Source organism: Blastococcus aggregatus (genome assembly GCF_900221005.1).
Taxonomy (GTDB): Bacteria; Actinomycetota; Actinomycetes; order Mycobacteriales; family Geodermatophilaceae; genus Blastococcus; species Blastococcus aggregatus.
The window spans coordinates 358,480-380,066 of the sequence record NZ_OBQI01000001.1 but is presented as its reverse complement, the minus strand read 5'-3'; the positions used below and the strand labels follow the sequence as shown (position 1 = coordinate 380,066).

The 21,587-nt window shown below is 73.6% G+C and carries 21 protein-coding genes; 14 read left to right on the top strand and 7 right to left on the bottom strand.

All coding sequences use genetic code 11. From position 1 onward, the window contains the following. Window positions 1-22: 22 nt before the first annotated feature. The 7 genes from CRP29_RS01905 to CRP29_RS01875 all read left to right on the top strand — a co-directional run bounded on the left by CRP29_RS01905 (window position 23) and on the right by CRP29_RS01875 (window position 8,303). Window positions 23-3,790 carry an ABC transporter ATP-binding protein gene (locus CRP29_RS01905; RefSeq protein WP_097193366.1) on the top strand — a complete coding sequence of 1,256 codons (3,768 nt, stop codon included), beginning with the start codon at window positions 23-25 and terminating at the stop codon, window positions 3,788-3,790. Window positions 3,791-4,181: 391 nt separating this feature from the next. Next, window positions 4,182-5,402: a TadA family conjugal transfer-associated ATPase gene (locus CRP29_RS01900; protein ID WP_245852301.1), complete on the top strand. Its 1,221-nt coding sequence runs from the start codon at window positions 4,182-4,184 to the stop codon at window positions 5,400-5,402. Further along, entirely contained in the window at window positions 5,399-6,262 is an 864-nt protein-coding gene (locus CRP29_RS01895) for a type II secretion system F family protein (protein ID WP_097193365.1), read from the top strand. Before CRP29_RS01900 ends, CRP29_RS01895 begins: the two co-directional genes overlap by 4 nt. Continuing rightward, window positions 6,259-7,200, top strand: a complete 942-nt coding sequence (locus CRP29_RS01890; RefSeq protein ID WP_097193364.1) for a type II secretion system F family protein — start codon at window positions 6,259-6,261, stop codon at window positions 7,198-7,200. Before CRP29_RS01895 ends, CRP29_RS01890 begins: the two co-directional genes overlap by 4 nt. A gap of 29 nt (window positions 7,201-7,229) precedes the next feature. Further along, window positions 7,230-7,436 carry a hypothetical protein gene (locus CRP29_RS01885; RefSeq protein WP_097193363.1) on the top strand — a complete coding sequence of 69 codons (207 nt, stop codon included), beginning with the start codon at window positions 7,230-7,232 and terminating at the stop codon, window positions 7,434-7,436. Next, window positions 7,429-7,839, top strand: a complete 411-nt coding sequence (locus CRP29_RS01880; RefSeq protein WP_097193362.1) for a TadE/TadG family type IV pilus assembly protein — start codon at window positions 7,429-7,431, stop codon at window positions 7,837-7,839. The genes CRP29_RS01885 and CRP29_RS01880 overlap by 8 nt, the downstream gene beginning before the upstream one ends. Next, a complete protein-coding gene (locus CRP29_RS01875) occupies window positions 7,836-8,303 on the top strand; it encodes a hypothetical protein (protein ID WP_097193361.1) in 468 nt (155 codons plus the stop codon). The genes CRP29_RS01880 and CRP29_RS01875 overlap by 4 nt, the downstream gene beginning before the upstream one ends. 11 nt (window positions 8,304-8,314) lie before the next feature. Here the strand turns inward: CRP29_RS01875 and CRP29_RS01870 are convergent, their stop codons facing one another. Beyond that, entirely contained in the window at window positions 8,315-8,887 is a 573-nt protein-coding gene (locus CRP29_RS01870; RefSeq protein WP_141437026.1) for a hypothetical protein, read from the bottom strand. 134 nt (window positions 8,888-9,021) lie between these two features. Between CRP29_RS01870 and CRP29_RS01865 the strand changes: the two genes are divergently transcribed. Beyond that, a complete protein-coding gene (locus CRP29_RS01865; RefSeq protein ID WP_097193359.1) occupies window positions 9,022-9,762 on the top strand; it encodes a DUF6572 domain-containing protein in 741 nt (246 codons plus the stop codon). A gap of 37 nt (window positions 9,763-9,799) precedes the next feature. On the opposite strand, the gene CRP29_RS01860 is transcribed toward CRP29_RS01865, so the two are convergent. Both CRP29_RS01860 and CRP29_RS01855 read right to left on the bottom strand, forming a co-directional pair. Beyond that, entirely contained in the window at window positions 9,800-10,267 is a 468-nt protein-coding gene (locus CRP29_RS01860) for a GNAT family N-acetyltransferase (RefSeq protein WP_141437025.1), read from the bottom strand. A 206-nt stretch (window positions 10,268-10,473) separates the two neighbouring features. Beyond that, on the bottom strand, window positions 10,474-10,932 hold the full coding sequence (locus tag CRP29_RS01855; RefSeq protein WP_097193357.1) for a hypothetical protein: 459 nt from the start codon (window positions 10,930-10,932) through the stop codon (window positions 10,474-10,476). An 844-nt stretch (window positions 10,933-11,776) separates the two neighbouring features. Here CRP29_RS01855 and CRP29_RS01845 point away from each other — a divergent pair. The 3 genes from CRP29_RS01845 to CRP29_RS01835 all read left to right on the top strand — a co-directional run bounded on the left by CRP29_RS01845 (window position 11,777) and on the right by CRP29_RS01835 (window position 14,697). Next, on the top strand, window positions 11,777-12,349 hold the full coding sequence (locus CRP29_RS01845; protein ID WP_097193355.1) for an Rv1352/Rv1906c domain-containing protein: 573 nt from the start codon (window positions 11,777-11,779) through the stop codon (window positions 12,347-12,349). A gap of 171 nt (window positions 12,350-12,520) precedes the next feature. After that, entirely contained in the window at window positions 12,521-13,576 is a 1,056-nt protein-coding gene (locus CRP29_RS01840; RefSeq protein WP_097193354.1) for an alanine racemase, read from the top strand. 89 nt (window positions 13,577-13,665) lie between these two features. Continuing rightward, complete coding sequence (locus CRP29_RS01835; RefSeq protein ID WP_097193353.1) at window positions 13,666-14,697, top strand: lipase family alpha/beta hydrolase; 1,032 nt, start codon at window positions 13,666-13,668, stop codon at window positions 14,695-14,697. Window positions 14,698-14,701: 4 nt separating this feature from the next. On the opposite strand, the gene CRP29_RS01830 is transcribed toward CRP29_RS01835, so the two are convergent. Continuing rightward, window positions 14,702-15,688: a YihY/virulence factor BrkB family protein gene (locus CRP29_RS01830; protein ID WP_097193352.1), complete on the bottom strand. Its 987-nt coding sequence runs from the start codon at window positions 15,686-15,688 to the stop codon at window positions 14,702-14,704. Window positions 15,689-15,739: 51 nt separating this feature from the next. After that, window positions 15,740-16,414: a class I SAM-dependent methyltransferase gene (locus CRP29_RS01825; protein WP_097193351.1), complete on the bottom strand. Its 675-nt coding sequence runs from the start codon at window positions 16,412-16,414 to the stop codon at window positions 15,740-15,742. Window positions 16,415-16,481: 67 nt separating this feature from the next. Here CRP29_RS01825 and CRP29_RS22540 point away from each other — a divergent pair, with 67 nt between their 5' ends. Then, window positions 16,482-16,652, top strand: a complete 171-nt coding sequence (locus CRP29_RS22540; RefSeq protein WP_176522790.1) for a hypothetical protein — start codon at window positions 16,482-16,484, stop codon at window positions 16,650-16,652. On the opposite strand, the gene helR is transcribed toward CRP29_RS22540, so the two are convergent. Next, window positions 16,645-18,786, bottom strand: coding sequence for an RNA polymerase recycling motor ATPase HelR (gene helR / locus CRP29_RS01820; RefSeq protein WP_097193350.1), 2,142 nt, complete (start codon window positions 18,784-18,786; stop codon window positions 16,645-16,647). The genes CRP29_RS22540 and helR overlap by 8 nt on opposite strands. 97 nt (window positions 18,787-18,883) lie before the next feature. Then, complete coding sequence (locus tag CRP29_RS01815) at window positions 18,884-19,873, bottom strand: LppP/LprE family lipoprotein (protein WP_097193349.1); 990 nt, start codon at window positions 19,871-19,873, stop codon at window positions 18,884-18,886. A gap of 170 nt (window positions 19,874-20,043) precedes the next feature. Between CRP29_RS01815 and CRP29_RS01810 the strand changes: the two genes are divergently transcribed. Then, window positions 20,044-20,496 carry a hypothetical protein gene (locus tag CRP29_RS01810; protein WP_097193348.1) on the top strand — a complete coding sequence of 151 codons (453 nt, stop codon included), beginning with the start codon at window positions 20,044-20,046 and terminating at the stop codon, window positions 20,494-20,496. Next, window positions 20,493-21,566 carry a hypothetical protein gene (locus CRP29_RS22535; protein ID WP_176522789.1) on the top strand — a complete coding sequence of 358 codons (1,074 nt, stop codon included), beginning with the start codon at window positions 20,493-20,495 and terminating at the stop codon, window positions 21,564-21,566. Before CRP29_RS01810 ends, CRP29_RS22535 begins: the two co-directional genes overlap by 4 nt. Window positions 21,567-21,587: the final 21 nt, after the last annotated feature.

The following is a 21,587-nucleotide window of genomic DNA, read 5'->3' as shown; positions in this document are numbered from 1 at the left end:
CGCGCGGGGCGGCGGTCCCCTCGTGACGGCGACCGAACTCCAGCCCCCCGGTACCCGCGGTCGGCCCGCGCCCCCGCCCCCGGAGGGCGGCTGGCTCAAGCGGCTGCTGGGCTACTGCCTGCGGCACCGGGGTGACCTGTACGGCGCGTTCGCCGCCGCGCTGGTCGCCTCGGTCGTTGCGGGGCTCGCGCCGCTGCTGGTGCGGGAAGTGGTCGACCGGGTGGTCGACGGGGTGGAGTCGGGCCGGTCGGTCGACGTCACGCCGTTCGTCGTCGCGCTGGTCGCGGCGGGCGTGCTGCGGTTCGCCGCCGGCTTCGTCCGTCGGTACCTCGCCGGCCGGCTGTCCCTCGACGTCCAGATGGACCTGCGCAACGACGTCCACGCCGCACTGGCCCGGGTCGACGGGCCCGGGCAGGACCGGCTGCAGACCGGCCAGACGGTCAGCCGGGCGATCAGCGACGTCACGCTCGTCCAGGGGCTGCTGGCGTTCCTGCCCAACCTGACCGGCAACGCGCTGCTCTTCGTCGTCTCGCTGTGCGTGATGGCCTGGCTGTCGCCGCTGCTGACCCTCGTCGCGCTCGCCGTCGGCCCGGCGCTGTGGTGGGTGGCGCTGCGCTCGCGGCGCGACCTCTTCCCGGCGAACTGGGCGGCCCAGCAGCAGGCCGGGGCGGTGGTCGGGGACGTCGAAGCGGCCGTCACCGGCGTGCGCGTGGTCAAGGGCTTCGGCCAGGAGGACCGCGAGCTCGACCGGATCGACTCCGGCGCCCGCCGGCTGTACGGCGCCCGGATGCGGGTGGTCCGGTTCACCGCGCGCTACAACCCGCTGCTGCAGGCCGTGCCGGCGCTCGGGCAGGTCGGCGTCCTGGCGCTGGGCGGCTGGCTGGCGCTGCGCGGCTCGATCAGCCTAGGCACCTTCCTGGCCTTCGCCACCTACCTGGCCGCGCTCGTGTCCCCGGTCCGCCAGCTGGCCGCGCTGCTCACCATCGGACAGCAGGCCCGGGCGGGCGTCGAGCGGGTCCTGGAGATCGTGGACAGCCGGCCGACGGTCCTGCCCGGCACCGGCACGCTGCCGGCCGGGCCGCTGACCGTCGAGCTGGACGACGTCACCTTCGGCCACGACGACGACCGGCCGGTGCTGTCCGGGGTGTCGCTGCGGATCGAGCCGGGGGAGACCCTGGCGCTGATCGGCACGGCCGGCTCGGGCAAGTCCAGCGTGGTCAACCTGCTGCCCCGGTTCTACGACGTCTCCGCAGGCAGCGTGCGCGTCGGCGGTGCCGACGTCCGCGACCTGGACACCGAGGACCTGCGCTCGGCGATGGGCGTCGTGTTCGAGGACAGCTTCCTGTTCTCCGACTCGGTGCGGTCCAACATCGCCTTCGGCCGGCCCGACGCCACCGACGACGAGGTGCGCGCCGCCGCCCGCGCCGCGCAGGCCGACGGCTTCATCGGCGAGCTTCCGCACGGCTACGACACCGTGGTCGGGGAGCAGGGGCTGACCCTGTCCGGCGGGCAGCGGCAGCGGGTCGCGCTGGCCCGCGCGCTGCTGGTCGCGCCGCGCGTGCTGGTGCTCGACGACGCGACCTCCGCCGTCGACGCGGCGGTGGAGGCGCGGATCCACGAGGCGCTGCGCGGGGAGATGCGGGGCCGGACGGTGCTGCTGGTCGCGCACCGGCGCTCGACCCTGGCGCTGGCCGACCGGGTCGCCGTCCTCGACGCCGGCCGGGTGGTCGACGTCGGCACCGCCGCGGAGCTCGAGGCGCGGTCCCCGCTGTACCGGCTGCTGCTCTCCGGCGCCGAGGGGGACGTCCCGCCGCTGGCCGACGAGCTGCCCCCGGGCGGGACCACCCCGGAGGCCTGGCCCGAGCCGGAGGCGCAGGCCGAGGACGCCGGCCCGTCGCGGGCCGCGCCCGCCTCGATCGGTGCGCCGGGTTCGGGCGGGATGGCCGCCGCGGCGGCTCCCACCGCGTCGCTGCGGGAGCTGGTCGACCGGCTGCCCCCGGCGACCGACCGGCCCGACGTGCCGCCCGAGCGGGCGCGCGCCGCGGAACCCGACTTCTCGCTGTGGCGGCTGATCCGGCCCGTCCGCTGGCCGCTGGCCGCCGCCCTGGTGCTGGTGGCCGGGGACACCGCCACCCTGCTGGCGATCCCCGCGCTGGTGCGGAAGGGCATCGACGACGGCGTGACCGCCCAGTCGCTCTCCCTGCTGATGGCCGTCGCGGCGATCGCGCTGACCTTCGTGATCCTCAACTGGGCGTTCGCCCGCGGCGCGGCCTGGCTGACCGGGCGCATCGGCGAGCGGCTGCTGTACACGCTGCGGGTGAAGACCTTCGCCCAGCTGCAGCGGCTCGGTCTGGACTTCTACGAGCGCGAGCTCGGCGGCCGGATCATGACCCGGATGACGACGGACGTCGACGCGCTGTCGGCGTTCCTGCAGACCGGGCTGACCACCGCGGTGATCAGCGTGCTCACCCTGGTCGGGGTGCTGGTCGCGTTGTTCGTGTTCGACGCGGAGCTCGCGCTGGTCCTGGTGGCCGTGCTGCCGGTGCTGCTGGTCGCGACCGTCTGGTTCCGCTCGCGGTCGGTGCCGGCGTACACCGAGGCGCGCGAGCGGGTCAGCGCGGTCAACGCGCGGCTCCAGGAGGACGTCGCCGGGCTGCGGGTCACCCAGGCGTACAACCGCACCGAGCGCTCGACCGCCGTCTTCGAGGGCTACGCCCGCACCTACCGGGACGTCCGGCTCCGGGCGCAGCGGTACATCGCCACCTACTTCCCGTTCGTGGAGTTCCTGTCCGAGGTGGCCGCGGCCGCGGTGCTCGCGGTCGGCGCCGCCCGGCTCACCTCCGGCAGCATCACCACCGGCGTGCTGATCGCCTTCGTGCTGTACGTGGACACGTTCTTCGCGCCGGTGCAGCAGCTCTCGCAGGTGTTCGACAGCTACCAGCAGGCCTCGGTGGGCCTGCGCCGGCTGCGGGACCTGCTGCGGATGCCGTCGTCGACCTCGGCCGCCACCGAGGCGGCGCCGGTGGGCCGGCTGCGCGGCGAGGTGCACCTGGACGACGTCACGTTCGCCTACACGGGGGCGCCCGAGCCGGCGCTGCGGAACGTCACGCTGACCGTCGCGGCGGGGGAGACCCTCGCGCTGGTCGGGGAGACCGGGGCGGGCAAGTCGACGGTGGTGAAGCTGGTCGCGCGGTTCTACGACCCGACGTCGGGTGCGGTGTGCGTGGACGGCGCCGACCTGCGCTCGCTGGACCTGCTGCAGTACCGGCACCGGCTGGGCGTCGTGCCGCAGGAGGCGTTCCTGTTCGCCGGGACGGTGCGCGACGCGATCGCCTACGGCCGGCCCGACGCGACCGACGCCGAGGTGGAGACCGCCGCCCGGGCGGTGGGCGCGCACGACATGGTCGCCGGGCTGCCCAAGGGGTACCGGACGCTGGTGGGGGAGCGCGGCCGGTCACTGTCGGCCGGGCAGCGGCAGCTGCTCGCCCTCGCCCGCGCGGAGCTGGTCGACCCCGACGTGCTGCTGTTCGACGAGGCCACGGCGTCGCTCGACCTGGCCACGGAGGCCGCGGTGACGCGGGCGGCCGACGCGGTGGCCCGGCGCCGGACGACGCTGGTCGTCGCGCACCGCCTGACGACTGCGGCGCGGGCCGACCGGGTCGCGGTGCTGGCCCACGGCCGGCTGGTGGAGATCGGGCCGCACGACGAACTGCTGGCCGCGGGCGGTGCGTACGCCGCTCTCTGGGCGGCGTTCACCGCCGACGAGGATGCCGACCCGCTGATGGACTGAGGGCCGATCGGTCCTTCCCCGTGCGCCGCCGGGGACCACCTCCGGCTCGCCCTGGTCCCGGACGGGCTGGAGCGCGACCTCGAGCGCGACGTCGCAGAGGACGTCCTCGTGCTCACCGGGCGCGGGGTGTTCACCGGGCCACGACGGGGTGCACGAACTCGCCCGGCAGCCCGCTGGGCTGACTCCGGCTCGAAGCAGCTCCCGCGGTCAACGCTTCCGCGGGAGCGCCGTCAAGGGCGCCGGCTTGACCGCGCTCCCGCGGGAGCGTCTCCGCTGACCCGACCCCCTTTCGGGCAGCCGTTCACCCGCGTGGGTGGACCTGCCCCTCCGTCGTCCACAGGTTGGTTGCGGAGCGTCTCCTCGGACTGGTCGGTTCTCCTACAGTCCGCCCGTGGCGAGCGCTCTGGACGTGGTGGACGGCGAGGTCCGTGAGCTCATCCGCCGCCGCGGGCTGGACCCGTTCACCGACCCGGGCCCGGTGCGGCTGCTGGTGCGCGACGTCGTCGCCGACTATTCCGAGCGGTCGCTGACCTCGGCGCTGCCGCCGATCGGCGACGTCGAGTCCGTGGTCCGGGACGTGCTGGACCGGGTGGCCGGGTTCGGGCCGCTGCAGCGCTGGCTCGACGACCCCGAGGTCGAGGAGATCTGGGTCAACGAGCCGGGCCGGGTGTTCATCGCCCGCCGCGGCCGGTCGGAGCTGACCACGACGATCCTGGCGCCGGGAGAGCTGGCCGACCTGGTCGAGCGGATGCTGCGCACCTCGGGTCGACGGATCGACATGTCGACACCGTTCGTGGACGCGACGATGCCCGACGGCTCCCGGCTGCACGTCGTCATCCCGGACATCACCCGCCGCCACATGGCGATCAACATCCGGAAGTTCGTGCTCCAGGCGCACTCGCTGGACGAGCTCATCGCCCTCGGCACGATCACGGTCCAGGCGGCCCGGTTCCTCGAGGCGGCGGTCTCGGCCGGGCTCAACGTGCTGGTCTCGGGTGGCACGCAGGCCGGCAAGACGACGCTGCTGAACTGCCTGTGCGCGGCGATCCCGGCGCAGGAGCGGGTGATCACGTGCGAAGAGGTGTTCGAGCTGCGGGTGCCGCTGCCCGACGTCGTCTCGATGCAGACCCGCCAGCCCAACCTCGAGGGCGCCGGGGAGATCCCGCTGCGCCGGCTGGTCAAGGAGGCGCTGCGGATGCGGCCCTCGCGGATCGTCGTCGGCGAGGTGCGGCAGGAGGAGTGCCTGGACCTGCTGATCGCGCTGAACAGCGGCTTGCCCGGCATGTGCACCCTGCACGCCAACAGCGCCCGCGAGGCCGTGGTGAAGATGTGCACGCTGCCGTTGCTGGCCGGCGAGAACATCGGGACGGCGTTCGTCGTGCCCACCGTCGCGTCCAGCGTCGACCTGGTCGTGCACGTGGGCACCGACCCGTCGGGGCAGCGGCGGGTGCGCGAGATCGTGGCGCTGCCCGGCCGGGCCGAGGGCGGCGTCATCGAGACCGCAGACGTCTTCACCACCCGGGACGGGCGGCTGGTGCGGGCCGACGGCTATCCGCCGCACCCCGACCGGTTCGCCGGCCGCGGGCTCGACCTCGCCGAGCTGCTGGCATGACGGAGTCGGGGGCACTGATCGGGCTGCTGTTCGGGCTCGGACTGCTGCTGATCTGGCACAGCGGTTCGCGGGCGCCGCAACGGCCGGCGACCCCGAAGCGGCCGGGGCGCACACACGAACTGATCGGCGCGGCCGGGCTGACCGGGATCAACCCCGCGCAGCTGCTCGCGCTGCAGATCGGGCTGGGCCTGGTCGTGCTCGTCGTCGTCCTGCTGACCACCGGCACCGTGACGGTCAGCCTGGCGTTCGGGCTGTTCGGCTTCGCGCTGCCCTACGCGCAGGTGCGCCGGCTCGCCGCCAAGCGGCAGGCCGACCTGCGCGAGGTGTGGCCGGAGGTCGTCGACAACCTCTCGTCGGCGGTGCGGGCCGGGATGTCGCTGCCGGAGGCGCTGTCGGCGCTGAGCACCCGCGGGCCGGAGGTGCTGCGGCCGCCGTTCGCCCGGTTCGCCGCCGACTACCGCTCCACCGGCCGGTTCGGCCCGGGGCTCGACCGGCTCAAGGCCGAGCTGGCCGACCCGGTGGGCGACCGGATCGTCGAGACGCTGCGGGTGGCGCGCGAGGTGGGCGGCACCGACCTCGGCCGGGTGCTGCGCACGCTGGCCACCTTCCTGCGCGAGGACGCCCGCGCCCGTGCCGAGCTGGAGACCCGCCAGGGCTGGGTGGTCTCCGCCGCGCGCCTCGCGGTGGCCGCGCCGTGGGTCGTGCTGCTCCTCCTGGCCACCCAGTCCACGACGCTGTCGGCCTACGACACCCCGCTGGGAACCGCGATCCTGGTCGGCGGCGGCGCGGTCTGCCTCGTCGCCTACCGGTTGATGCTGCGGATCGGGCGGTTGCCGCAGGACGTGCGGGTGCTCCAGTGAGCCCGGGTCTGACGGGGATGCTGCTCGGGCTGGTCGCGGCCGGCGGGCTGATCCTGGCGGTGCGGTACGCGCCGCCGTTCCGCGCGGTGCGGTTGGTCGACCGGCTCGCGCCCTACGTGCACGACACCCCTCCGCCGTCCCGGCTGCTGGGCACCCCGACCGAGCCGGGTCTGCTGGTCGCCGTCCGGCGGGTGTTCGGCCCGGTGATCGGGGACGGCGCCCGGTTGGTGGACCGCTTCGTCGGCGGCCGGGCCGCCGTGCGCCGGCGGCTGGACGCACTCGCCGGCGACATGACCGTCGAGGACTTCCGCGTCGAGCAGGTGGTGTGGGGCGGGCTGGGGCTGCTCGGCGGCGTCGTCGTCTCCGGGGTCGGCTCTGCGGCCGCCGGAAGCCTGAACGTGCTCAGCGCTGGGCTGTTCTGCGTGGCCGGCCTGGTCGGCGGGGTGCTCGGCCGCGACTGGTGGCTCACCCAGCAGGTGAACCGGCGCGAGGAACTGCTGCTCGCGGAGTTCCCGGTCGTCGCGGAGCTGCTCGCGCTGGCGGTGACGGCGGGGGAGAGCCCGACCGCCGCGATCGCGCGGGTCACCCGGCTGTCCGGCGGTGAGCTGGCGCGCGAGCTCGGCAGCGCTCTGGGCCGGGCGCGCGCCGGGATCCCGCTGACCGAGGCGCTGCAGCAGGTAGCCGACCGGACGTCGCTGGATCCGCTGGCGCGCTTCATCGACGGGCTGCTGGTGGCGATCGAGCGCGGCACCCCGCTGGCCGAGGTGCTGCGTGCCCAGGCGGCCGACGTGCGGGAGGCCGGCAAGCGCCGCCTGCTCGAGGCCGGCGGCCGGAAGGAGATCGCCATGATGGTGCCGGTCGTCTTCCTCGTGCTGCCGGTGACTGTCCTCTTCGCCCTGTTCCCGGGGCTGATCAGCATCGTCTCGCTGGCGCAATGACGCCGGTGGACACGGAGAAAGGACGCGCCATGCGCCCGTTCGCATTCCTGACGGCGGCCCTCGCTGCCCTGACCGCGCGGCTCGACGCCGAGGATCTGGAGCGGGGTGACGTGCCGGGCTGGGTGATGATCACCGTGATGACGGCGGCGCTGGTGCTGGCCATCCTCGTGCCGTTCCGGACGGCCATCGTCGACGCGGTGACCAACGCGCTCACCTCCGTCACGAGCAGTGGCTGAGCAGAGCTCCGCTGACGACGACGGCGAGCGGGGGAGCGCCGTCGTCGACTTCGTGCTGGTCTCGATGCTGATCGTGGCGCTGCTGCTGGCGATCCTGCAGGTGGCGGTCTACGCGCACGTCCGGAACGTGGTGACGGCGAGCGCCCAGGAGGGTGCCCGGTTCGCGGCCAACGCCGACGTCGACTCCGCCCTGGGCGCGGCCCGCACGCTGGAGGTGGTGGGCCGGGCGACCAACACCCGGACCGCCGCGGGCCTGTCCTGCACGTCGGGCGAGGAGGCGGATCCGAGCGGGATGACGCTGGTCGTCGTTCGGTGCACGGGTGCGGTGCCCTCGCTGCTGTCGGCGCTGGGCGACCTGCTGCCGCTGGAGGTCACCGGCCGCGCGGTGAAGGAGGGCGCATGAGGTGGCTGCGCGCCCGGCTGGGGCAGATCGAGGGCGAGCGCGGCTCGGCGCTGGTGGAGTTCGTGTTCATCGCGCTCGTGGCGCTGGTGCCGCTCGTCTACATCGTGGCCGGGTTCTCGGCGGTGCAGCGCGGCGTGTTCGCGGCGAACGCGGCGGCGCGGGAGGCCGGCCGGGCATTGGGGACGGCGCCGGACTGGGGAACCGGCCAGGAGCGCGCGCTGCGGGCCGCGGAGCTGGCGGTCGAGGACCAGGGCGTGGACGCGACCGACGTGCGGGTGGAGTACGCGCCGTCCGGCTCGGACTGCGACGCGGCCGGCACGTACCTCCCGACGCTGCTCCCGGGGGAGCGGTTCTCGGTGTGCGTGACGGTGACGGTGCGGATCCCGCTGCTGCCGGAGTTCGTCGACGCCAACACCGCGACCGGCCAGTTCGTCGTCGTGCGCGACCGCTACGTCGACGGCTGAGCATCCCTCGCCTAAGGGCTGGCGATCGCCGTGCCGCTCACCTTGGCGAGCTCGGTGGCGACCACCGCCATGTTGGCCTGCCACAGCTCATCCGGCGTCGGCGGCAGGATCTGCGCCCACATCGGCAGGCAGAAGCCGAGCATCTGCCCGGCGCCGCGGGGGCGGCCGTAGAACCACATGTGGAAGTGCGAGCCACCGTCGCCCCAGCGAGCGACGTGGACCCGGCCGATGCCACCGATGGCCTGGATCGCCCGGTCCAGCCGGACAGTCATCTGCCCCAGTTCGCCGGCCAGCTCGTCGTCGAGGTCGTCCATGTCGAGGTGCTCGCGGGTCTCGAGGAACAGCTGCACCGGCACCCCGGACGGTCTGGCTGCGCTGACCCGCCAGTGCTTGTCGACCCAGATGTACTCGTCATCGGCAGCCGCACACGCGGGACAGGGGCCCCCACCCGGCTCCCCGGTGCGTGGGCGATCCGTCGGGTACAGCGGCTTGGGCTGCCGCACCCGGAGATCACCCTCGAACGGGAAGATCGACCACTCCACGAATTTCGGCAGCGGCAGCGACGTCTCTCGCCCATCTGACATCTCGCGATCATGCCGGAACCCGGAAGTTCCGCGCTCGCCGAGCAACGCCCGAACCGCGACCCGCAACCGAGGCCAGCTCCGCCTGGCGCGTCGGGGCCGCTGCCCTGTCCCGACGGCGCTGGGAGGATGACGCCGTGGCTGTTCGCGACGCGCAGACGATCGACTCCATCGCCCGGGCCTCCGACGGCTTGCTGACCCTCCTCCTCACCGAGGACCGGCCCTACACGCCCGACAGCACAACGGCGCTCGCCGAGGAGCTGCGGTCCAAGCTGAACGCCTACATCTACGCGCTGAAGACCCGCCAGATCGCCGAGCGCGAGGGGGACGAGCCGGCCGTCGTCCTGCTGTACACGGTCGCCGAACCGCCGAAGTCGATCCTCGACGTCCTCACGGCCGCCGGTCACGTGCTCGCCCCGGACGGGGTGACCGTCGCCTGGCAGGTCGCCGACAGCGTCCCCGCCCGGGACCAGACGACCGTCGTGCGGGAGATCGCGGGCGGGCTCGTCGACGCCGCACCGGAGGAGTGGACCCACCTGCGCTACGCCGCGACGCTGATCGGCGACCGGCGCCGGGACCTCTTCACCGCCACCACCCCGGATGGCTCCGTCGATCTCCAGGGCGCGCCGGAGGACGTGCGCGCCGCGGTGGAGGAGCTCAAGCAGCTGATGTGGACTCCCGAGCGCGGCACCTGGCTCGAGCTCGAGTTCACCGCCGACCGGGCGGCCGGGCAGCTCCTCCCGGGCTTCAACTACAACCTCGAGCCGGCGGGGGAGCCGATCGCGGCCGAGGACTACGTCGAGGAGCTGCGCCGGTTCCCGCGGGCGTCGGCACCCCTGCCCGAGTGGCTCGCGCAACGGGCGGCCGACGCCGGCTGACCGGTCGGCGCTCCCGCGGGAGCGTTCCCGCCGCGGGTCAGCCGTCCAGGTCGCGGCGGAACAGCAGGTAGTCGCCGTCCTCGCCGGTGAGCGTGAAGCCGGCCGACTCGTAGAGGTGCCGGGCCGGGTTCTCCCGGTGGACGCCCAGCGCGAGGACGTCGTGGCCGCTCCGTCGGGCGTCGTCGCCCACCGTGTCCAGCAGCCGGCGGCCCAGCCCGGAGCGCCGGTGCGCGGGTGCCACGTGGAGGGTGACGACGGTGGCGACCCCCTCCAGGACGGCCCACATCCCGTAGCCGACCGGCGTCCCACCCACCTCGGCCACGGTGGTCCGCTCCAGGTTCTCGGCCCAGAGCTGCCGGTTGCGGTCCACGACCGCGAGCCAGGCCGCTTCCTGGTCCGGCTCGTGGGCGCGGATGTAGTCCAGCTCGGCCACCTGGATGAACGGCAGGTCCGCGGCGTCCGCGGTGCGCCACCGCAGGTCCGGCTCCTCGCTCTCCTCGCGCATCACGCCTCCCGTTCCGTGGCCTGCGGCTCAGCCTGACTTCCCAGGTCGATGCTGCAGGGGTCGGGTGAGCAAGCGGCCGATGAGCGCCGGGAGCGCTGGGGACCATGGCCAGCGGGCCGAAGATGGACGCTGAGCTCCGCCCATCATGGACTGGCGGGACTCAGTGTCTGAGGTGATCGACGTCATGACATACACGTTTCGTCGTGTCAGGCCGGCTGAGCAAGAGGCCTCTCCCCGATCGCCTCGCTAGGGGCGCTGGAGTCGCGAGATACGGACGTTCGCGGCGAAGTCGCCATGGCCAGGGCGAGTCCAACGACGAGCAGTCCAATGAGTGCCGGGATTCGCTCGTCGTCCGACACGATCAGAGGGGCAGGCGGCGGGACCTCGTCGCGAGTCAGCGCCTCGTTCTGCTGCTCGGCAATGATGGCTAGCAGGTCCTTGGCTACCCAGCCGTTGACGACTGTTTGCTGGGGAGCCCCTTGAGTTCGCCCTTCGTTGAGTTCGTAGTCCGTTAGTGCATTAGCGATCTCTCGGTCGCGGTCAGTGACCTGCTCCTGAGTCTGCACTTCCGGCTCCTGTGGCTCACTGGGGGCCATGAGGAACCAGATGGCGATGGCCGCGGCGGCGAGGATTGCTGCCCCGATCCTGCGCAAGACGATCAACAAAGTGTGCTCCAGGGTTGCGTTGTAGTGGGGTGTTGAACTGTAGTTCGACGACGGTGGTGCAATCTTTACTACAGTTCCTGTTTTTGCCCAGTGTTCTCGACTCAGGAGTTGCCCATCAGTAGTGCCGTCCGGGGCGAGTTGCGCCGCCAGTTCTCACTCAGGGGCGCAATCGGGTAAGGCGGGGTCCTCGGGTTCCGGTTAGCCGACAGCGTCAGGGCGTCGGCCACCTCGTGCACCACTCGCTTTGCTCACCGCTGTAGAACTCACCTGTCCGGACCTAGTGCAGGTCGGTCAAGACATCTATCGGCAGACCCCGGAGGGGGTGGGACCAGGTCGTTCCGTTGATGCTGGCCTGAGGCAAAGCGGCCGGCGGGGTATGGAGCCCGATCGCAGGACGGTGCTTGGGTCATCGCTCGTGTGATGCCTAGGGGCAAGTTCGAATGCTCACCGTCGACCCAGGTTCCCGGGTGCCCCCGGTGCGCTTATGAGTAGTCGGCGGTCGACGCGCACGAGCGCCTGCTCGGCACGTACTTCACTCGCAGGAGTGGTGACCCATGGCACCGAAGACGCCGCGTATCGAAACTGGTGACGCGCCACGGGAACTCCTGCGACTTTGCCGGCTGCCGCATCGGCTCCATGTCGGACGGCGAGTTGCCCAAGCTCGGTGACAGTACGTGCGAATACTTCGACGCAAACCGAGGCGGCTCCTGCTCGCAGCTCTCAGTGGTGGAGATCGGCGTTGACTTCGGCTGGAACAAGAGCGCCGTGATGGCGCTGGTTGCGGCCTCCATCGTGAACCTCTGGGGTTTGTGCCGCTGCGTCCGCAAGACTCGAGGAGAAGAAGATGAGCAAGATAAGCGCGTTGATGACTCCGCTCCGCATCGTCGTGGCGACGGTCCTCGTCCTGCTGGTTGGGGCGGTAGTGACACTCAGCGTCCTGCTGTCGCAGTCGCATAATGAGAACGCCGAGGTCGCGGCGGACCTCAAGAACGCGAGAGCGGACAACCGTGACCTCCGGTCCGACTTGAGGCTCACTGAGGACCAACTCGAGTCCGTGAGCGACGAGCGTGACCAGGCACTCGATGTGGCCGAGCGGGCCGAGGAGCAGGCGCAGGCGCTGGAGGACCGGGAGAAGGCGGTTTCCGATCGTGAAGCCGCGGTTACGGCCACTGAGCAGCAGATCGCTCGAAACAGCGTCGAGCAGGGCACGTGGACGGTCGGCCGGGACATCGAGCCGGGCACGTACCGCACCAAGGACGCGGTAATCGGGCAGTGCTACTGGGAAATTACCGCCGGCGGCACGAACGGCTCCGACATCATCGACAACGACATCGTAAGCGGCGGCTTCCCCACCGTGTCCCTTTCCGCAGGCCAGGTCTTCACCAACTCGCGCTGTGGGACATTCGTCAAGCAGTGACCGCAGTTGCGGACGGACCGCGGTCGGCATCCCTCGTTGGCGGGGACCTGTAGGAGGACCGGTCAGCAGCGTCTGCCGGGTACAAGGTGGCAGTCAGATCACCCCGGACCGCGAGCCAGGCGAGCGGGCGCGCTCTGCCGCTCGCGGCTCGGTCGTGACAGGGTCGGCCGCATGCCGAGTGTTCCGAGAGCGTCGACTAGTTCTGGTGGGGACCCGGGGCGGCTCGACGAACTCCCCACACCTGCCCTCGTCGTCGACAAGGGCGCGCTCGACCGGAACCTCGCCACCATGGCCGGGGTGTGGCCGGGCCGGAGGCTGCGGCCGCACGTCAAGGCGCACAAGACAAGCGGGTTGGCCCGGCGCCAGGCGGAGCTCGGGCACACCGGCTTCACCTGCGCCACCATCCGCGAGGTCGAGGTGATGGCGGCGGCCGGACTCGGCGAGGACCTGCTGCTGGCCAACGAGGTGCTCGACATGCGCCGGCTCGGCGCGGTGGTCGAGGCCGGCGCCCGGGTGACGGTCGCCGTCGACTCCGACGCGGTGCTCCAGGCAGCTGTGGCCGGCGGCGTCCGCGAGGTGCTGATCGACGTCAACGTCGGGCTGCCGCGCTGCGGCTGCGACCCGCAGGACGCCGGCCGGCTGGCCGACGCCGCCCGCGCCGCGGGCCTCGAGGTCCGGGGGGTCATGGGCTACGAGGGCCACCTGATGCTCGTCGCCGACCCGGTCGAGCGCGCCGAGAAGACGGCCGGGGCGATGGCGCTGCTGCAGAAGGCGCACGCCGACGTCGGCGGCGACATCCTCTCCGGCGGCGGCACCGGCACCTGGCGCACCAACGCCGTCGTCACCGAGCTGCAGGCCGGCTCGTACGCGCTCATGGACACCGCCTACGCCGCACAGGACGACGTCCCCTTCGAGCAGTCGCTGACCGTCCTCGCCACCGTCATCTCGGTGAACGCGAGCCAGGGCTACGCGGTGGCGGACGCCGGCCTCAAGGCCTTCGGCATGGACCACGGCAACCCGACCCTGCCGGGCCACGCGGTCTGGTACTGCTCGGACGAGCACACGATCTTCTCGCCGAAGGACGGCGCACCACTGCCCGCGCTCGGCGACCGGGTGCGCTTCGTACCCGCGCACATCGACCCGACCTGCGCGCTGCACGAGCGCATGTGGATGGTCGAGGGCGACGACGTCGTCGACTGCTGGCCGGTCGACATGCGGGGCTGGTGACCCGGCGGGGAGTGCACAACCTCCTGCCGCGGCACTCGTTGATCTCCCGACGGCGCACGACGGAGTGCGTCCGGGAACGAGGAGTGCCCGTGCGCAGCATCCGGTCCTGGCTGGTGGCAGCCGCCGCAGCCGTCATGGTGGCGGCGGTGCCCGGCGCGGCAGCGGCCACGCCGGCCGCGAAGCCCTCGTCCACCGGTGAGTTCGCCCCGCTGGACCGTCCCGGGCCGGCGCTCGGCGTGCCGAAGGCGCAGCTCGACGCCGCACTCACCTGCAACGGCCCGCTGCAGCGGCTCGGCCAGGACCCGGTCCTACTGGTCCCCGGCACGACGGTCACGCCCGAGCCCAACTTCTCCTGGAACTACCAGCGGGCGTTCACCGCCATGGGGATCCGGTGGTGCGCGGTCACCCTCCCGTTCGACGCAACCGGTGACATCCAGGTCGCCGCCGAGTACGTCGTCTCCGCGTTGCGCACCATGAGCCGCCAGTCCGGCCGCGAGGTCGACGTCGTCGGGTGGAGCCAGGGCGGCATGGTGCCCCGCTGGGCGCTGCGCTTCTGGCCCGACACCCGCGACGTCGTCGACGACCTCGTCGGGCTGAGCCCGTCCAACCATGGGACGGTGCTGGCCGACGCCGCGTGCCTGCCCGGCTGCAACCCCGCCTTCCACCAGCAGGCGTCGCAGTCGCAGTTCCTGCGTGCCCTCAACAGCGGCGCCGAGACCTTCCGCGGGGTCGACTACACCGTGGCCTACACGTGGCTGGACGAGGTCGTCGTCCCCAATGCCGGGCCGGCGCCCAGTTCGGCGCTGCGCACCGGGCAGGGACGGATCGCCACCATCGCGCTGCAGGACGTCTGCCCGACGAACCTGGCCGACCACTTCGCGATCGGCAGCTTCGACGCCGTCGGCTTCGCGATCGTCGCGGACGCCCTGGGCCACCCCGGACCCGCCGACCGGAGCCGGATCCCGCTGACCACCTGCGCGCAGCCGTTCCAGCCGGGCGTGAACCCGGCGACGTTCCTCACCGACTTCGCCGCCCTCGTCGCCTACGCGGCCAACCCGGCGGGCAACGCCCCGAACGTCCCCGAGGAGCCCCCGCTGCGGCCCTACGTCTTCGGCCGGTGACCGGTCAGGGCGCCGAGTCGCCCTTCCGCTCGGGCTGGTCGAACGTGACGTGCACGGTCTCGAAGCCCTTCAGCCGCTCGGCCTTCGCCTTGCCGGTGTAGCTGCGCCGGTCGCCGGGCGTGAGCTGCACGGCGTCGGTGAACGGGGTGAGCAGCGCGCGCGGGTAGAGGTGGTCGACGCGCACCACGTTGATCTCCACGCACAGCACGCCCGCGACCGCCGCCAGGTACAGGAAGGCCAGCAGCCCGAGAACCAGGGCGAACACGCCGTTGACCGCGCTCGCGCTGTCCATCACCCGGTCGACGTAGGTGACCCCGAAGGTCTGCAGCAGCTGCCAGAACACGGCGGCCAGCAGCGCCCCGGGCAGCACGTCGCGCAGGGACAGCTTCCGGGTGGTGGCCAGCCGGAACGCGAAGGTGAAGACGACGGCGTTGATCAGCACCGACGCGATGAGCACCAGCGCCCGGACGGCCATGTCGAGCGAGCCGGCGCTCCCGGTGCCCAGCGTGGACAGCGCCGTCGTCCCCACGACCGTCAGCCCGGCGGTGGCCAGCAGCACCAGGCTGCGGCCGCGCGCCAGGATCGGGTTGGGCCGGTTGTTGCGCGGCACGTTCCACGCCGTGTTCATCGCGTGCTGCACCGCCTGTGCGACGCCGAGCCCGCCGTACAGCGCGCCGAGGATGCCGATGACGACGCCGAGGGTGCCGCCGCTGAGGCCCTGCGGCTCGCCGAGCTGGTCACCGACCACCGGCAGCTGGCTGAGCGCCGAGTCGAGCAGCCGCTCCTGCAGCTCCGGGTTCCCGGCCAGCACCGTGCCGAGGATCGTCGAGGAGAGGAGTAGCAGCGGGAACAGCGAGACGAACGCGTAGTAGGTGATCAGCGCGGCCAGGAACGGGCCGGAGTCGTCGACGTACTTGTAGACGACGGCGATGGGGAAGCCGGCCGCCCGGTGACGGCGCTGCAGACGGTCGAGCCGGTCCACGAGAGCCACAGCCGCAGTCGAACACGTGCCGCGCCCCGCCGCCCGCGGGGCGCGCGGGGCTCAGCGCAGCCGGCGGGCGCGCAGCACGATGTCGTCCGCGTGGTGCGAGCCGGCGCCGCCCTCGGGCACGACGCGCGGGCGCACCTCGTCGACCTCCACCTGCCAGTTCTCGTCGAGCAGGGCGGCGACCACGGCGGGCCAGACGTAGTCGGCCGGATCGGGCCGGCCCGGCTCCGGCACGTGGGTCTCCATCCCCGCGTGGTGCACCAGCAGCAGCACCCCTCCGGGGGCGACGGCCGCGAGCAGCGCGCGCTCGGCCGAGCCGTCAGGGGTGCGCAGCAGGGCCGGGTACTGCGCCGACACCAGGTCGAACGAGCCCGGGGGGAGTGCGGCCTCGGCCAGCCCCGCGTGCACCCAGCGGACGGCGACGTCGGCCTCCCGCGCGTGCCGGGCCGCCCGTTCCAGGGCGACGCCCGACACCTCGAGGGCGGTGACGTCCCAGCCGCGGCCGGCCAGCCACACGGCGTCCGCCCCCTCGCCGCAGCCGACGTCGAGCACCCGCCCCGGCGTCAGGTCGGCGACCTCCGCGACGAGCGCACCGTTGGGGCGGCCGCTCCACAGCCGGTCCGGATCGGCGCCGTAGCGCTCGTCCCACTGGGCGCGCACCGCCGGATCGCCGACGTACTCGTCGAGCGGCGGGGTGTCGGATGCGGGCGGTCGCGCGGCGTCGGTCACCGGGTCACTCTCGCCGCTGGAGCGCCGTTCCGGCCAGCCTCCTTGCCGGGGTGGCAACACTGACGACATGAGAGCTCTTCTCGCGGCCGTCGGGGTCGTCGCGCTGTTCGTCCTCGGCGTGCTGGCCGTGGTGCTCGGCGGGGCAGACGACTCCCCGGGGCTGCAGGGCATCGGCGGCTTCCTTATCGTGGCCGCCGTCGTCGTCGGGGTGCGACGTTCCCGCAGGAACGTCAGGTGAGGACGACGAGGCGCTGGGTCGCCCGCGTCATCGCGACGTAGCGGTCCACCGCGCCCTCGATGCCCGCGCCCCACGACTCCGGCCGCACCAGCACGACCAGGTCGAACTCCAGCCCCTTCGCCAGCACCGGCGTCAGCGAGCGCACCCGGTCGGTGGCGGCGAACGTCGGCTCGCCGATCACGCAGGCGACGCCGTCGGGGTGCTCGGCCAGCCACTCGGTGAGCACCGCGTCCCGCGACGCCACCGACCCGTGCCGCACCGGGATCCCGCTCGACCGGATCGACGTCGGCACGTTCGCGTCCGGCAGCACCGCACGGATCACCGGCTCCGCCTCGGCCATGACTTCCGTCGGCGTCCGGTAGTTGACCGTCAGCGAGGACGGCCGCACCGCGCGGACACCCACCCGCTCCAGCCGCTCCTCCCACGTCTCGGTGAACCCGTGCCGCGCCTGTGCCCGGTCCCCGACGATCGTGAAGCTCCCCGAGGGGCACCGGAGCAGCAGCATCTGCCACTCGGCGTCGGTCAGCTCCTGCGCCTCGTCCACCACGACGTGCGCGAACGGCCCGGCCAGCGGATCGCGCTCGGCGGTCGGCAGCGCCGCCTCGTCGACCAGCGCCTCGCGGAGGTCCTCGTGACGCAGGCTCTGGGCCAGGCCCTCGCCGTCGTGATCGGCCGCGATCAGCCAGTCGATGACGCCGGCCATCCGCTCCCGTTCCCCGGCGGTGACAGCGGCCTGCTGCTGGGTGCGCCGCGCCGCCGCCGGATCACCCAGCCGCTGCCGCGCCGCATCCAGCCACGGCAGGTCCGACAGCGTCCACGCGGACGGGTCCGCCCGCTGCAGCGCCCGCACCTCGTCGGGTGCCAGCCACGGCGCGCACCGGCGCAGGTAGGCCGGTACCGACCACAGGTCGGCGACGAGGTCCGTGGCCTCGACCAGCGGCCAGGCGCGGTCGAACGCCGTCCGCAGCTCCCGGTTCTGGCCGAGCACCGTCCGCACCTCGTCGGGCGAGGCGTCCTCGTCGTCGATCCGGTCGATCAGCAGCGTGAGCAGTTCCTCCCACACCAGCGCGCGGCCCTCGTTGTGCGGCGTGCCGGGGTCCGGCGCCTCGAACGCCTCGGCCCAGTCGTCGGCGCCCAGGGCCAGGTCCCCCCACGGCGTCTCGACGACGAAGCGGTCGACCGGCGGCTCCTCGTAGAACCGGACCGCCGCCTCGATCGCCTCGCCCACCCGCGCGGAGGCCTTGAGGCGCGCTTCGTCCGGGGAGCCCTCGACGCCTGCGGTGGCGCCCTGCGGCACCAGGTCGCGCAGCGTCGCCGTCCGCACGCCCTCCTCGCCGAGGCTGGGCAGCACGTCCGACACGTAGGCCAGGTACGGCTCGTGCGGGCCCACGAACAGCACCCCACCCCGGTCGTGCCCGACGCGCGGATCGGCGTAGAGCAGGTAGGCGGTCCGGTGCAAGGCGACGACCGTCTTCCCGGTGCCCGGGCCGCCGTCGACGACGAGGGCGCCGGGGGAGCCCGCGCGGATGATCGCGTCCTGGTCGGCCTGGATGGTGCCCAGCACGTCGCGCATCCGCGCCGACCGGTTGCTGCCCAGGCTGGCGATGAACGCCGACTGGTCGTCCAGCGCGGCGTGCCCCTCGAGCCCCTCGGGGGTGAACACCTCGTCCCAGTAGTCGGTGATCCGGCCGCGGGTCCAGCGGTACCGGCGGCGGCTGACCAGGCCCTCGGGGTGGGCGTGGGTCGCGGCGAAGAACGGCTCGGCGGCGGGGGAGCGCCAGTCGACGAGCAGCCGGCGGCCCGAGCTGTCGGTGAGCCCCAGCCGGCCGACGTACACCGGCTCGGCGCCGGTGCCGACGATCCGACCGAGGCACAGGTCCAGGCCGAACCGGCGCAGGGTGCGCAGCCGGGCGGTGAGCCGGTGGATCTCCAGGTCGCGGTCGAGCGCGGCCTGGCCGTCGCCGCCGGGGGAGCGGCGTTCGGCGTCCAGCCGCTCGGTGAGCTCGGCGATCGACTGCGCGAGGCTCGCGGTGATGGCCGCGAAGTGCTGCTCGTCGGCGGCGATCAGCGCCGGGTGGGCCTTGGCGGCCAGGGCGTCGGGAAGGGCGAAGGTGCTGGTGGTCAGCGGTTCCACGGGCGTCAGCTCCGATCTGAGATCCGCGACCGTAGACCGAAAATCTCGGCCTCATGAGACGCGCCCGGAACTGCTACAAAGGAGGTGGCGGAACGGTTCAGGGCGTGTAGATGCCCGCCATCGCCGTGATGACGCCGTCCGCGGTGCGGAAGCGCGTGTAGCCGCCGGCGTCCGGGTTCTCCGACACCCACGGGGTGCCGGCCAGCTCGGCGACGTCGCCGAGCGCGACGGTCTCCATGGTCTCCAGGTCGAGGTAGCGCAGGGGAGCATCCGGCGACACCTGCACCGGCACCCCGCCGTCCCCGGCGCCGCGCACGTAGTACTGGGTGCACCAGGCGGACTCGTCGACCGGGACGCCGTCCGCGCGGCACGCGGCCCGCGCGGCGTCGCCCTCGAACCACTCGACGACGTCGACGACGACCTCGTCGGCGCCGACGGACAGCAGCAGGCCCACGTGCTCGCCGTCGGCGAGCGCGACGGCCGCCGGGGACGAGCCGGGCACCTCCGAGCGCGCCGCGACGACGAAGCGGACGCCGTCCCACGCGTAGGTCACGGTGCCCCGGTGGCCGGGGCAGCAGGACGGGTCCTCGCCGGCGACGGTGGGGCCGCTGAGGGTCACCGTCGTCCCGTCGAGGGAGACGGTCGCCTCCGGGAGGAACAGCTCGTCGCCCAGGACGCCGAGCACCTCGGTCGCCCCACCGGCGACGGCGAAGACGACGACGTGGTCGGCCCGGGTCGAGGCCGCGGCCGGGCAGGTGGCCTGCACGAGGATCTCGTCGACGCCGTCGCCGGTCACGTCCGCGGCGGTGGTGCGCACGGTCGCGTCGTCCCACGCGGCGGCCGGCAGGCCGTCGGCCAGCCACTCGGTGCGGGGAGTGCAGTCCAGGGCCGCGTAGGCGGCGGCCTTCCAGTCCACGCGAGCGGCGGAGTCGGCGACCGGCGCGGCGACCGGCTTCTCCGTCGCGGCCTTGTCCCGGGCCGGTTCGTCCGGCTGCGCCCCGGCGTCGCAGCCGGCCAGCACCAGAACCGCGGAGCAGACGGCGACGGCGGAGGCCCGGAGGCTTCGGCCGCGCGAGGAGGGCGTCACACCACTCCATCGGAACGCGGGGCCGCCCGGAGTACGCGGTCTCACCCCTCCGGGTGAGATCTGCGCGGCGGACACGGTCGGTGACGGCCGACCTGATCGGCTGTCGCACGAGTGGGTGATGCCGACGTCGGCGCGGTCACGGACCGGAACCGGCGCCCTAGGTTGCCCGGGTGCCCTTTCCCGGCGTCGTCCGCCTCGGTGTGCCGGCCCTCGTCCTCGCCGCCGTCGCGGCGTGCGGTCCGGCCGACGACCCGCGCCCTGCGGGTGCCACCGCGGCGGTCCCGTCGTACGAGGCGCCCCACGGCGCACCGGGCTTCTGCGCCCGGCTGGCGGCCGTCGGAGGGCTGGACCGGCTCCCGGCCTCGATGGGCGAGCTGCTGGACGGCCCGGACGTCGAGGCCCGCACCCAGGTCAGCCAGGTCGCGCGCGACCTGCGGACGGTGCTCGCCGATGTGCGGGACGAGGGCGGGCACGAGGAGGTGGCGGCGGCGCTGGAGGACCTGGTGCGGGGGCTCGGCGCGGTGGTCGACGGGCCGATCACCGGCCCGGTGGCCGACGCGGTGTCCGGAGGCCTGCGCCAGGTGGGCACCGTGACCCAGCCCGCGTGCGGGTTCCCGACATGAGGCGCCGCAACCTGGCGCCGGTGCTCCTGCTGGTGCTGCCGCTGCTGGGAGCCCCGACGGCGTCGGCGGCTCCCGCGTCGGGCTCCGCACCGCCGCTGTGCGTCTCCGATGGGATCCGCGGGGCGGTGCCGGAGAGCTTCCCCGTGGACGCCTGCGTCGACAGCGCCACGATCACGGTGCGCAACGACCGCGACCGGCCGGTGCTGGTGACCCGGATCGGCGACGTCGGTGCCCCGGTCCGCGTCCGGAGCGAGAACAGCGAGGTCGCAGCCGTCGTCCGGCGCACCGGCGGGGACGGCGAGGTGCTGCTCCCGGGGGAGGTCACCCGGTGGCCGATCGGACCCGAGCTGGCGGTCGTGACCGTCCAGCCGCTGCCCGTTCCGGCGATCCCGGAGATGGCCACGCTCCTGCGCGGGTGGCTCGCCGGAGGAACGGACGAGCCGGCCGCCGAGGCGCAGCAGCACGCGGCGGCCCTGGTCGGCGAGATCAGCGATGCGTTCCGGGCACGCGAGGCGTGCGCGGACGACCAGGAGTTCCTGACGACGGCGAGCTGTGACGTGGTCGCCGCGGTCGCCATCGGCAACGCGGCCGCGAGCCACCTGGACCCGCGGTCCGCCGCCGAGCTGCTCCCGCAGCTGCTCGACCCGGCGTCGTGGGCGGAGTGGACGGCGGTCGATCCGGACTGGCCGGCGGGCGCGACGGTGACCCTGGGCCAGCTGGCCCTGCCCACCGCGGTGCCGCCCGTCCAGGCCGCGGCCGAGGTCGCCCGGCCCGCCGCGACCGCTCCGGCGCCGGTGCCCGCGCCGGTCCCCGCGCCCGTCCAGGCACCGCTCCCGGCCCCCGCGCCTGCTCCGGCCCCCGTGCCTGCTCCTGCTCCTGCTCCCGCGCCGGCGGTGGTGCCGCCGCAGCAGCAGGTCCGGGTGCCGTCCTGGCAGGAGGTGCACGACCGCAACGTGCAGCGCCTGCGCGAGCTCGCCGCCGCCTGGGAGCGGGCCGTGGCCCAGGAACGGGAACGGCGGCAGGAGCGAGCCGCCGGTGACGGGAACGGTCAGGGGCGCGGCCACCGCTGACGCGCAGCGCCCCTGCTGCTG